This is a genomic window from Arthrobacter terrae (assembly GCF_015708085.1).
GTDB classification, from domain to species: domain Bacteria; phylum Actinomycetota; class Actinomycetes; order Actinomycetales; family Micrococcaceae; genus Arthrobacter_M; species Arthrobacter_M terrae.
In genome coordinates this window covers 13910-26362 of record NZ_JADNYM010000006.1, presented here as the reverse complement: position 1 = coordinate 26362, position 12453 = coordinate 13910, and the positions used below count along the sequence as shown (strand labels likewise).

At 62.4% G+C, this 12453-nt stretch carries 13 protein-coding genes; 11 read left to right on the top strand and 2 right to left on the bottom strand.

Going from position 1 to position 12453, the window contains the following annotated elements; genetic code table 11:
- Positions 1-10 precede the first annotated feature (10 nt).
- Positions 11-706 carry a hypothetical protein gene (locus IV500_RS05460; RefSeq protein ID WP_196395825.1) on the top strand — a complete coding sequence of 232 codons (696 nt, stop codon included), beginning with the start codon at positions 11-13 and terminating at the stop codon, positions 704-706.
- A gap of 50 nt (positions 707-756) precedes the next feature.
- Here IV500_RS05460 and IV500_RS05455 read toward each other — a convergent pair whose 3' ends face one another.
- Together IV500_RS05455 and IV500_RS05450 are read right to left on the bottom strand one after the other, a co-directional pair.
- Positions 757-1890, bottom strand: a complete 1134-nt coding sequence (locus IV500_RS05455; protein WP_196395824.1) for a type IV pilus twitching motility protein PilT — start codon at positions 1888-1890, stop codon at positions 757-759.
- Positions 1891-1903: 13 nt separating this feature from the next.
- Positions 1904-3613, bottom strand: a complete 1710-nt coding sequence (locus IV500_RS05450; RefSeq protein WP_196395823.1) for a GspE/PulE family protein — start codon at positions 3611-3613, stop codon at positions 1904-1906.
- A gap of 141 nt (positions 3614-3754) precedes the next feature.
- Here IV500_RS05450 and pilM point away from each other — a divergent pair, with 141 nt between their 5' ends.
- The 10 genes from pilM (at position 3755) to IV500_RS05405 (ending at position 12405) form a co-directional block, all read left to right on the top strand.
- Positions 3755-4810, top strand: a complete 1056-nt coding sequence (gene pilM, locus IV500_RS05445) for a pilus assembly protein PilM (protein ID WP_196395822.1) — start codon at positions 3755-3757, stop codon at positions 4808-4810.
- On the top strand, positions 4810-5694 hold the full coding sequence (locus IV500_RS05440; protein ID WP_196395821.1) for a PilN family protein: 885 nt from the start codon (positions 4810-4812) through the stop codon (positions 5692-5694). Before pilM ends, IV500_RS05440 begins: the two co-directional genes overlap by 1 nt.
- Positions 5691-6428, top strand: a complete 738-nt coding sequence (locus tag IV500_RS05435; RefSeq protein ID WP_196395820.1) for a hypothetical protein — start codon at positions 5691-5693, stop codon at positions 6426-6428. Before IV500_RS05440 ends, IV500_RS05435 begins: the two co-directional genes overlap by 4 nt.
- Positions 6429-6564: 136 nt before the next feature.
- Positions 6565-7116, top strand: a complete 552-nt coding sequence (locus IV500_RS05430) for a hypothetical protein (protein ID WP_196395819.1) — start codon at positions 6565-6567, stop codon at positions 7114-7116.
- Positions 7117-7396: 280 nt separating this feature from the next.
- The gene (locus IV500_RS21890) at positions 7397-7528 is read left to right on the top strand and encodes a hypothetical protein (RefSeq protein WP_281063989.1); all 132 of its coding nucleotides are present in this window, start codon (positions 7397-7399) and stop codon (positions 7526-7528) included.
- A gap of 103 nt (positions 7529-7631) precedes the next feature.
- Positions 7632-8891: a type II secretion system F family protein gene (locus IV500_RS05425; protein ID WP_196395818.1), complete on the top strand. Its 1260-nt coding sequence runs from the start codon at positions 7632-7634 to the stop codon at positions 8889-8891.
- 258 nt (positions 8892-9149) lie between these two features.
- The gene (locus IV500_RS05420) at positions 9150-9626 is read left to right on the top strand and encodes a prepilin-type N-terminal cleavage/methylation domain-containing protein (RefSeq protein WP_196395817.1); all 477 of its coding nucleotides are present in this window, start codon (positions 9150-9152) and stop codon (positions 9624-9626) included.
- A 105-nt stretch (positions 9627-9731) separates the two neighbouring features.
- Positions 9732-9935, top strand: a complete 204-nt coding sequence (locus IV500_RS05415; RefSeq protein WP_196395816.1) for a hypothetical protein — start codon at positions 9732-9734, stop codon at positions 9933-9935.
- Positions 9932-11128, top strand: a complete 1197-nt coding sequence (locus IV500_RS21885) for an S-layer homology domain-containing protein (RefSeq protein ID WP_196395815.1) — start codon at positions 9932-9934, stop codon at positions 11126-11128. Before IV500_RS05415 ends, IV500_RS21885 begins: the two co-directional genes overlap by 4 nt.
- Positions 11125-12405, top strand: coding sequence for a hypothetical protein (locus IV500_RS05405; protein ID WP_196395814.1), 1281 nt, complete (start codon positions 11125-11127; stop codon positions 12403-12405). Before IV500_RS21885 ends, IV500_RS05405 begins: the two co-directional genes overlap by 4 nt.
- Positions 12406-12453: the final 48 nt, after the last annotated feature.

The window sequence follows — 12453 nt, the reverse complement described above, 5'->3', positions numbered from 1 at the left end:
TGCAGCGACTATGGGCAATGCCACCGCGGAGACCCTGTACAGAATTGCCGGCCGCAAAGCCGCTGAAGGCCGCGGGTGGGATGCCCTGAACGCCCAGCTTGCCGGTGACACGCTGACCATCACCGCCGAGATGGAAAAGTCCCCGAGGGCGCTGTTGGACCTCAGCCCGCTCTGGTCCCTGTCCTTGCCCGGCAACGGATTGCCCGCCGTGGCCGATGCCTTCCGCCGACAGCTCCTGCAAGGTCTGGACAGCTGGGGGATCGCCGGCACCGTAGGAGCGGCCCTTCCCGCGATTACCCTCACTGATGTTCCCCTGGATCCGGCCGAGTCCGGTGCCTTCGCCGAGGCCTTGCTGGGCGGCCGGGACCTGCGCACCTTCGCTTCCGCGGAAGCGGCCCGCGCCGGTCGGCTCGCAGCGCTGGCTGACCGGTTGTACACAGCGGGGGAGTACCAGGCCGCAGCCCGTAGTGCCGCGGCCGCTGACCGGTCGGTTCTGGCCGCGCATTACGGCGCGGAAGCTGCAGTTGTCGGTGATACCCATCTGGCGGCGCTGCGCACCGGCATGCTCCTGGCAGAAGATACCCTCGGCGCAGAAGGCGGGAACCTGGACGTCGCCGCGGTTTGCCGGCACGCGAGAGCGGCCCATGACGCAGCCAACCTCACTGACAAGGCCATTCACTGGGAAACAATCTCCTTCCTGTCCTAAGACGTCATGCGACATGGGCCCCACCCGCGTGACGGACGGGGCCCATTGCGTTAGCTGCGGCGCCCGGCAGCTTTCTGGCGCATGTACGATCCTTCGGTCAGTTCCGCATCCAGCGCGGTGCTCTCATTGATGATCCCGTCCAGGACCAGGTTGACGAGGGACACTTCAAACGGGATGGATCCAGAATCCTTGGCCAGCAGCTGACCGGCGATCCCCTCAATGCTGTTGTTTTTGATCATGTTGGAGATGGCCGTGTTCATCATGAGTACCTCGGTGGCAACAACCCGGCCCTGCCCGCCTTTGCGGGGGAGCAGCTTCTGGTAGACCACACCTTTCAATGACCGGGCCAGCTGCGCGCGGGTGTCGGCCACCCGGTCCGCCGGCATGGCCTCCAGGATGCGGGCGGGGGCGTCGGCGGTGGATCCGGCGTGCAGGGTGGAAAAGACCAGGTGTCCGGAGCTGGTGGCGGACAGGGCCGCGGACATGGTCTCCGGGTCACGCATTTCCCCGACCAGGATGATGTCCGGGTTTTCACGCAGCGCATCCTCGATGCCGATGGCGAAAGAGTCCACGTCCCGGCCTTTCCCGACCTCGCGCTGGACGACAAGGGATTTGCCGTTCGTGTGACGGAATTCGATCGGCGCCTCGATGGTGGTGATCTTTTTGGCGTACTTTTCTTTCGCCAGCTTGATCAGCGCCGCCAGGGAACTTGACTTACCTGACCCTGTCACGCCGATGAACAGATAGAGGCCGGCCTCGGAATCGATGAAGGACCGGATGATTTCCGGCAGGCCCAGGTCATCGAAGTCCGGCACGATGGACGGGATGGTCCTGAAAACCGCCATCGGTTCACCGCCGGCGACGGCGAAATGGCCACGGAAGTTGGCGCGCTCCGTCGAGTAGGAGAAGTCCAGGCGCTTCTTGTCCCAGAACTCTGTCCACTCATCCGCGGAAACCATCTGGCGCAGAGTGGAGCGCAGGGTCGCCGGATCCAGTTCACGGGCGAGCCCTTCAATCCGGACCGTTTTACCGTGCACGGTGGCCCACGGGGTCGTCCCTGCGACCAGATGGAGGTCGGAGCCTTTCATGTCAAGGGTCCGGTACAGCAAGAAATCCACCGCGTTCGCGGGTTTCTTCTCAGGGGCGGGGGCTGCAGGGGCAGGGGCGACGGCGGTAGCGGTCATGGGGGTTACCTTCCTAGTCGATCAGAATATGGCTGCGGACTTCTTCAAGGCTGGTGAGCCCTGCACGGACTTTGAGCAGCCCGTCGTCCTGGAGAGTGAGCATGCCGTTGGCTTTGGCGGCGTCGGCAAGGACCCGGTTGGGCACATCGTCCGTGATGAGGTCCCTGATGTGGCGCGGGAAAGTCATCAGTTCATGGATCGGGAGCCGGCCCTTGTAACCGGTCCCGTTGCATTCCGGGCAGCCTTTGGGCCCGTACCACAGGGAAAGCCCGGTCACAGGGTCAACGGCCCGCAGGTCTTCGTCGGTGAGCTTGAAGTCCCGGATCATGTCCTGGCCCGGAGGGGTGGGAGTCTTGCATTTGCACAACCGTCGGGGGAGCCGCTGGGCGCAGACGGCGCGCATCGAGTCGGCCAGGACCGAGGGCCGCAACCCCATTTCGCGCAGCCGCAGCACCGCGCCGGGGGCGTCGTTGGTGTGCAGGGTGGAGAGCACCAGGTGACCGGTGATGGCGGCCGTCACGGCGGTATGCGCGATGGCGTCCTTGTTGATTTCACCGACAAACAGGACGGACGCCGCGGACCGGAGCACCGTTTCCATGCCGCCGTCCCAGGTCAGGCCCTGGGGTTCGTTGATGCTGACCTGCGTCATACCGTTAGGAAGTTTCATTTCGACCGGGTTTTCCAGGGAGACGATTTTCCGGCCCTGACCCATGAGCGCGTCCAGGGAAGCGTAATGGAGGGATGTTTTACCGGACCCCATGGGCCCGACCGCCAGGCAGATGCCGTTGGGCTGGTTGATGGATCGGCGCCATTGGGCTTCGGTGTCCTCGGAGAAACCGATCTGGCCCAGCTTCCAGGCTTCCGAGGCGCCCATGCGCAATGTGATCGATTCGCCCCACGCCGCCGGAAGGACCGCCACCCGCAGGTCATAGGATTTGCCCCGGAATTCGTGGGTAATCGCGCCGTCCTGGTTGACGAGTTCGCTGGAGGACAGCCTTGCGCGGGTTTTGATCAGGCCGGCCAGCCGCGGGGCGAGTTCTTTTGGCTGGTCGGGTTCGTTGCGGAGCTTGCCGTCGACGCTGTACCGGACGGTCAGGTGAGTGGAGGCCGGCTCAAAATGAATGTCGGAGGCGCCGACCTCAAGGGCGCCTTCAATGATGGCGTCCAGGGTGTTGACGATATTGCCTTCATCCCCGACAACAACCAGGGACGGCCTTTTTGTTCTGGCTGCTTCGGAACTCACATCCATGGCGGCAAGCTTGCCGACCTGCTGGGCCTGGATGGACGCGGAGTAGAACCGCCCGACGGCGCGGGTGAGCTCGTTGGTTGAAGAGTAGACCGCCGTAATGTTTTTCCCGGTCTTGGATTGCAGCTGTTTGGTGACGTTGACGTCAAACGGGTTCACGCACGCCACGGTCAGGTCGTCACCGTCCAACGCCACCGGGACGATATTGAGTTTGCGGGCCAGCTGGAATTCAATCAGGGCGATGACGTCGGCGGGGATGACAGTGTCATCCCGGAGAGGTTTGTACGTCCACCCTTTCAGGAAGGCAAAGGCTTCACAGGTCTGCTCGTGGCTGATCCGGCCCTGCTTTTTGAGGAAGGCCAGAACATTGAGGCCCTGCGTGGCCGCCTGCTGTTCGGCGGTCTCGAACTCCCGCGCGGTGAGGATGTCCTGCTGCACGAAGTGGGTTTCTAGCCGGCTGGTAGTGGAGGTGCTCATCTGGTGGCGGCATTCCTGACTGTTCGGGGTGTCACCGTCAAACATGCGTAGACCTGGACCGCAGGGCCGTCCCGCAGCATCTACGCATGTTCCCTGGTGAAGAGTCCTGAATGATTTCGACAAGGAAGCAGGAAACCTGCATTGGCTGAAAAAGTCATTGGCATCGACTTCGGGTCCACGGGCCTGAAATTCGCCGAAGTGAGCATCGAAAAAGGGGCCGTCACCGTCACCCGGCAGGCTTTCATGCCGCTGGATCCCGGCATCATCAGCAGCGGCGGTATCAAACCCGAAAACGCGGAACTGGTCGCCACCGAGTTGAAGGCATTCCTGGCAGCCACCAGGTTCACCACCAAAGACGCCGTCATGGGCATCAACTCCGCCGCGGACGTGTACGTCAACCGTGCCCTCACCCCGTGGCACGAGCCGAAAAATTATCAGACGGCCGTGGGCTTCGACATCATCGCCGACGAAGCACTGCTACTGGGCGCGCCCCCTGAGGTGATCATCGACGCCGTCATCTTCGACGAGGTCACCGATGCTGAAAACCGGCGCAAAATCGACGCCCTGCTGATCGGGGTCGGACAGAAAACCGTAGAAACCCAGCTGCAGGTCTTGCAGAAGGCGGGCCTGAACGCAGCCGGCGCGGACCTGGCAGCAATGGCTTCCCTGAAGGCCAGCTGGATTGCCAGCCGCGCCCCGGGGATGCTCGATGTCCTCATCGACATCGGCCAGGACGTCACCTCCGTACTGATCCATGAGGGCGGGAAGCCGTACGCCCTGACCCTGCACCGCGGAGCCGCCGGCGGGGATTTGGATAAGCTCATTGCCGCCGCACTGCAGGACGATGCGCAGGAGCGCGTCATCAAGGAAAAAGTCAGCTTCAGCCGCGACTACCGGGTGCAGCAGGCTATGGACCAGTACGCGTTCAAGCTGACCTCCACCATCCAGGGCGCCGTGGACAGCTACCAGCGGACCCGTCCGGAGCCGGCAATGCCACCGGCGGGGCTGACCCTGATCGGCGGAGGATCGCTGGTGCACAATCTGCCGGCCACTTTGCAGGAATCAACGGGCTGGCGGACCATGACCGGACGATACGCGATCGACATCGCCGGAGACCCGGAACGGCACCACCTTGGTCCAATCCTCAGCACTGACTACATGGCCGCTGTCGGCCTGGCGATGGGAGCACGAGCCTGATGGCGATATCCACCACCGAGCCGAAGCCGGCGAAGACGAAAAAGGCCGAGGCCGAGGCTGCGCCCAAAGCCCGACGTGAAGCCAAGCCCGACAAAACGGCCAAGCAGGGTAAAGGTCCGAAAACCCCTGCAGTGAAGGCGGCCCCGGCACCTGTCTGGGCTTCCCCGGTCAAGCCGTCCCTGATCCTGTTACCGGTGAAGGCACGCGGGCTGAAAGCGCGCAGGAAAGCGGTGCGCCAGTCGGCGTTCATCGGCCTGGGCCTGATGGGGGTCACCGCGGTCGGCTACATCTTTGTCCTCGCAGGAGTGGCCGGGGCGCAGAACGAGGTGAATAAAGAGGCAGCCATTACGACTACGACAACCAATTACCTGGCACAGAACAGAGACGTCCAGGACTATGCGACCGGGTTCGTGAAGCGTAAAGCGGCAGCCTCCGATGCACTCCAGAACGATGTGTCCTATTCCAAGGTGGTTCAGGCCGTCCAGCAGGCCAATACCTCCGGCGCTGTGTTCACCGCCATTAAGACGGCCGCCCCCGGTACGCAGTGCACATCGTCGAGCCCGTTTGCCGCATCGTCGTCGCTGGGCTGCCTGGACATTTCCGGTAATGCACCGAGCATCGCGGCGGTGTCCCAGCTGGTGGCTGCGCTGAATAGGGACAAGACCATGCTGAGCGAACCGTATTTGAAGGAATCGGTGTCCTCAGGAGCTGGTGTCGACTTCAAACTCACTGTCGGATACACCGGCCAGGCGCTCTCCGCCAAGGGAGACAAGTTCAAACCGTCCCCCGATGAGCTGTCATCCATTGAGGCCCCGGCCGCTGCGCCGGACCCGGCGACTGATTCGACCAACCCGGCCGCGGCCACCCAGGGAGCATCCAAGTGAACGGCACCACCTCAAAAAACGTAGGCCCGTACGTCGTTGCGGCGATCGTGTCGGTCTTCCTGATCGTCATCGCGTACATGATGTTTTTCGTCCCCAAAATGGACGAATCCAAGAAGTTTGTTTCCCAGGCTGCCACCGCGCATGCAAACAATGCGGCGCTAACCGCCAGGGCGGACAAGCTGGAAGGGATCTCCAAAAACCTTGACCCGCTGAAAGCCCAGATCGTGGATTTTTCCAAATCTTTCCCGGCCGACGCCCGGCAGCAGGAGATGATTGATGCGATCAATGAAGCCGCAGGTGCCGCAGGGGTGACGCTGAAGACGCTGAGCCCTAACGCTCCTGCAGCCAAATCCGCCGACACCGCGGCGCCCGCCGCCGACACCAAGATCCCGGCGGACCAGTCGAAGCAGTCAGGGTCGGATCTTCCCGGCCTGGCGACGGTGCCTACCTCTGATGCGGCTCCCGCCGAATCGGCGACTGCACAGCTGGGCAGCGTGTCGTTGAAAATTGACGGCGAAGGTTCACTGGATGCGGTGCAGGCTTTCATCGTCAAGGTGGAAAACCTGAAGCGGCCGCTGCTGGCCCATGAGGTTCAGATCGAAAAGCTGGAAAACAGCTACCATGTGACCCTCAACGGGGAAACGTTCCTGGCCGCTCCGCTGGTGGAGCCTAAGGCGGGTGCTGCGGATGCAGCCCAGGGGTCTGTGCCTGCCGCACCGAGCGCTGCGAAGTAAACGTACAAAGCCGGGCCCCGTCGACAATAGGGGGGCCCGGCTCGCAAAGTTGTTACACTTCAACTTGATTTACGTCAAATCTCTCACGTAGTTTGTCGTCTAAGAGTTTTTCACTATTGACAACAGGAGATTTGACATGAACAGCTTCACTAAGGGCTTTGGCGTACTCGCACTCACCGCCGCAATCGCGTTCGGCGCATCGGGCTGCTCCCAGGGCAGCGCACCGGGCCCGGCCGTGGACTCCGCGCAGCTGACAGGCGCCAAGGCATCTGAAGCGATCAAAGGTTTCGTCTCCGCCGGCACCTCAGATGAAGTAGCCGCAGCAGTAGCCAAAAACCCCACCGCCGAGACGTTCGCACCTGCGGTGAAATTCCTGGACAAGGACACGGCAACCGAAACGGTGCAGAACACCATCTCCGATTTTGTGCTGCTGAAAATGTCCGATACCAAGTCACCGGTTACCGTGGACGTCGATGCGTCCAAGATCGTCGTGGATGGTCAGAAGGCTACCGTTCCCGTGGAGGCTGTGGCGATCAAAGCCGGCGGCAACAAGGTGGCCAACAGTGATGCCCTGGCCGAGACGTTCCACACGATGGCTTTCCGTGACGGTGCCTGGGTCATTACATTCCCGGCTTCCGCTTCTACGTCCGCGTCACCTGCTGCTACCTCCAGCGCGACTGCAAAGTAGTCCACAGCGTCTCCTTCTCTGTTCCCCGTCACACCACTAATGTGTGCGGCATCAGCTTTTCCGCTACCCGTTTCAGGGCGCCTCCGCTGATTTTCCGTACCGTTTTTCACCTCTTTTATGTGTACGGAAGCCGTCGTCCCCGTCACCGTTTACACCGGTCAGGTGGCGGCGGTTTCCGTGCTGATTTCGCATCCCTGATGTGTACGGCAGCACCGGCCGGCCTCAACACCCGTCAGCTCGTTATCAACGCATGTTCCCTTGCATGAACAGGACTACATCCATGAGCGTTACCCTCCACCGCACCGTTCGCACCACACGCCGCAGGCTGCGCCGGAGCGGGCCGGCCGTCGTGTCCCTCTGTATCCTCGCCGCCCTGGTCGGCGGCACCCTGGCCGGAGTCCTCGCAGGGTAGGCACCAGGTTCCCGGCCGTGCGCGCGGCGTCTACGCATGTTTGCAGGTAGACGACTGCCCGGGGCCCGACGCCGCGGGGACACGACGACCCCAGGAGCCACCTTTGACGACCACCGCGGTAGCACCGGCCAAGAAAAACCAGACCTTCGCGTTCCGGGCCGAAGGCTTTGACGGCAAACCCAAGTCCGGCACAGCTGTTGCCTCCACCCGTGAGGCGGCGATCGCCAAACTGGCGGCGAACCCTGAGTACACCTCCATTCTTTCGGTCCGCCAGACCGGGACAACGGTCGTCGGAAAGAAGTCCCGGCCTAAGGCACGGGCCATGGTCGCCTCCAGCCGGCAGCTGGCCATGTACCTGGAGGTCGGTTACGACGAACGGGCAGCCATCACCGAAATCCTCGACGACGGGGAAATCGGGGACGTCGTCCTCGCGCACGGGCTGACGCAGGTGCTGAAAGACATGAGCTCCGAGGGCGTCAAGATGCACGTGGCTATGGCCAGGCATCCGTACATTTTTCCTGATCTGATGACAAAGACTCTGGCAGCCGGTGATGAGGGCGGGTTCGTGGCCGACGCCGCCAATCAGGTAGCTGACGACCTCGAAAACGAAGACGAGCAGCGCGCCAAAGTCAAAAAGGCACTCACCTATCCGATGGTCGTTTTGGCCCTCAGCTCCGCCATCTTCGCGTTCCTTATGATGTGGGTCGTGCCCAAGTTCGGCGCCATGTACAAAGACCTCAGCCACGGCAAGGCATCACTGCCTTTCCTCACCCAGGTCGTGATGGCGGTGTCCGCCCAGATGGCCTGGGCTGTCCCGCTGCTGGCGGTCGTCGGAGTCGTCGGCACCATCTGGTACCGGAGAAACTCCAAAGAAGAAAATGTCCGCGCATTCGTGGACCCGCTAAAACTCAAAGTTCCCGTGTTCGGGAAGCTGTTCCGGGATATTGCGCTGACCAAATTCTGCCGCATCATGGCATCCCTGGCCGAAAACAACGTCCACATCACCGACGCGATGGCCATAACCGCCGGGTCGGTGGGCAACATTGTCATGGAGAAAGCCATCCTGAAAGCCCGGGACGGAAAGCTCAAAGGACAGTCCATTATGGAGCCGCTGCGCGAGGAACCGCTGTTCCCAAAAATGCTGCTCAAGTTCCTGGCCCTGGGCGAAAACACCGGTGAAACCGCCAAATCCCTCCGGGCGGTCGGCAAGCTCTACGAACGCGACGTCGACCACACGACCAACAATATGGAAGCCTACGTCCAGCCTGTCTTCCTTATCGGGATCGCCGGAATGGTGCTGATCATCGCCCTGGCCATCTACCTCCCGTACTTCAGCCTCGGTGACGTCATCTCCCCGTACTGATCAGCCGCAGCAAAGAAAGCGCCCCGACCATTCACGGCCGGGGCGCTTTTCGGTGCCCGGAGGCGAATGTTCGCACCGGTGCGGCGAGAGACGGTGAAATCTACGCATGTTCTCCGGTAGCAGATGTGATTTTTCCGAAAAAGCCCAGGCGGAGGAGTGCAGCCGCTAAATCTACGCATGTTCCCAGGTGTAGGCACCACACAGACACCACTCGTCATCCGGGCAGGCACCGACGCCCGACTTGAGAAAGGCTCCACCTTGAGCAATATTGCAAGCATCCTGGATCCGCAGGAAGCCCGCTCCCGTGTTATCAGCAAGGAACCGGCCGGGCGTAAGCGCCGCGACGCCGGTTTCTCCCTGATTGAAATCATGGCCGGTATGGCGATCATCGCCATCCTCGCGCTGGCGATCCTGCCGCAGTTCTCCAAGTACTTCGAGCGGGCAGCCGTTCAGAACCTCGCCGGTGAGGTCTCCAACGCGGCCCTGACCGTCGAATCCGACTACTCCCTGACCGGCAAGTCCAAGTACGTCGCAGCCAACGTCACTGCTTCGCTCCTGACCGTCAACAAGGGGCCGGACACGAAGCCTTTCGTCGGCACCGTTGACGCCAACGGCTTCGGCTACGTCATCAAGGCCTCCAGCGATGCGGTAACCAACTACTGCGTCAGGTACGTCAGCCAGGGGCCGACCGCCGGACTGGACGTACAGGCAAAGGGTGCCGCGGCCTGCCCGTAACCCGCACAGCTGAAGCGGCCGGCACCCCTGCCGGGACCGGCTGCTTCAGCCAGGCAACCTGCACACCCCGTCCACCAAAACTCCACCTTCAGCGGAAAGGCCCCCATGCCTGCGCACGAATCCTCCACGGACACCGCGTTGCCCGAGGCCGTGGCAAGTATGGGGGCTGCTCTGCTGAAGACACTCCCGTCCCGCCGCTGGGTCCACGACCGTTCCGCCGCAGCGTGGGGGGATTTCGCATCGTTCGAATCCACCGACACCGGGCTCCCGGCCCCGCGTACTGTCGATTTCGCGGAGATGACAGCGTGAACGACGCATGGGCCCGCTGCCAGGTCCTGAAAAGGTTCATAAAGCAGGACAGGGGCTCCATCATCCTTGAAGGCGTTGTCAGCCTGGGGATTATCTCCGTCCTGACCCTCGGGTACACTAACGTCTCAGCCCAGGCCTCCACCACGCAGCGTACCGCCGTGAACGAGTCGATTGCCGTCCAGGCGGCCCAGGACGCGCTGGAAAAAGCCAAAGCCACCAGCTGGAGCAAGGTCGGAACCGACACCGCTTCTGCGGTGGCACTGCCTTCCGGCGTGACCCCGGTCCTGGGAGGAGTTCTTCCCTCCACAGCCGCCCCCGTCGAAGTGCGCGGACTTCCGGTCACGGTCCGCACCGCTGTCGGATGGCAGAAAAAGCCTTCCGGCACGTCAGCTTTCGGCACGAAACTGGTCATCGTCGAGGTCTCCTGGCAGGACGTAACCGGCGATCCCACGACGGCGCATAGGAAACCCCAGCAGATCTACATCACTCCCGGCATCGGGGAAGCAGTGCCTGCCGGTATCCGCAGTTCAACGGAGTCAGCGCCGTCACCGGCCCCCACTCCAACCCCGACACCGACGCCCACACCTCCACCGCCGCCTCCTGCCCCTTCATCGACGTTCTTCGTTCCGCCGGCGGTTTCACCGTTCAAAGACGTTGCGACAGACAACGCGTTCTACAAGGAGATCACCTGGATGGAATCGGTCGGGATCAGTACCGGCTACCCGGAATCCGATGGCAAGAAGACGTACCGGCCGCTGAGCACCACGAACCGTGACGCCATGGCAGCCTTCATCTACCGGGAAATGGGTTCTCCTGCCTTCACTGCGCCTGCTGTCCCCCCTTACACGGACATCACCCCGGCAACCCAGTTCTACAAGGAAATCACCTGGCTGAAAGCCGCGGGGTACACACCCGGATGGTCCGGAACCTACAGCCCCCTCACACCGGTCACCCGCAGCGAGATGGCAGCGATGATGTACCGCATGGCCGGTTCACCGGCCTTCACCGCTCCCACTGCGTCGCCGTTCAGCGATGTGTCCACGGGGTATCCGTTCTACAAGGAGATCACCTGGATGCGCACCACCGGCATCTCCACCGGATACCCGGACGGGACGTTCAAGCCTTCCGATCAGGTGGCCCGTGACGGCATGTCCGCATTCTTTTACCGGTTTGACGGGAAGTTCGGAAAATGACGGGCGATTGGATCCGGGACCGCTTCGAGGACATCCGCCGCAGGGGCGTCCGGGACAGGGGCTTCATCCTTGTCTCCACCATCATGCTTTTTGTGATGGTTTCCGGCACCGTTTACTGGCTCATCTCAACTACTGACCGGACCACGACAAGTTCCGTGCAGACCTCCGACTTCGTCCAGTCCGGGCAGCTGGCGGACCTGGCCATCCAGGACGCCATGTACCAGCTGAACGAGGCCCAGCCGGCGGTCCTGCCGGGCCCGGAGTCCCCGCGCACAGGCGGAACCGCCAACGACGGCAGCTGGACTTGGTATGCGGACCCCGTCACCATGGGTTCCGGCGGCAAGTCAACGGTCCTGCACGCAACCGGCACATTCCGGGGTGCGATCCGCAAGGTTCAGGCCACCGCCCAGGGCACCCGCGTCGGAGGCTTCAAAGCAGAATCAGATAAATCAATCACCTACCAGGTGGCACCGTCGACGGCGTTCACCCACACGCTGATGGGCAAATCCGTCACAGCCACCAACGGCATCACCGGCGCCAGCCCTTTCCTTACCGGGTCCGTAGGGCTGCTCGGGAGCACCATGGACATCAAAGCGGCCTCCGGGACGACATCGAAAGCGGACGTCACGTATTTTCAGTACGGTCCGGCCGCGACCTCCTTGTCAGTGTCAGGAGCTGTGCGCACCCCGGCAGGGCTCTCCCTGGATCCGAACTTCATCACCGATAACATGGCCACCTGCGGGGGTGCCGGACCGGAGGACTGGAAAGCTTCCCGAAACGGCGGGGTACTGACGGCGGGCGGAAACGTCGGCTGCTACGCCTCCATGGACTTCGATGTCCCCACGGTCATTCAAGGGGACGGTTCCTTCAACGCCTACGTCTCCGGCGGTGTCACGATCCGGCAGAACGTCAGCGCTGCCACCGGGACGGGGCTGAACATCTACACGAACGGTAACGTCACTTTCCCGACCGACGAGGCCAGCAGCAGTTCCCTGGCGGTCCGGAACGTTTTCGTCTACGCACCGAAAGGTTTGTGCACCACGACCACCGCCGCGGCCGGCGGCTTCCGGTCCCTAACCAGAAGCCTGGACTTCTCCGGCTCCCTGGCCTGTATGACCGTCCGTGTTGCCGGGCAGTTCCGCCAGGGAGACACCACAGACATCAATTATCCGAATCACAAAGGACCGATCGGCCCGACCGGGGACAGCATCTTCGATAACACTGTCTGGTATCTCGCCGACTACCAGCAGCCGTCCGGCAGCAAGATCATCAAGTGAACGGCAGGACTTGTGTGGCGGAAAACGATTCAGCCGCACACAGGAAAG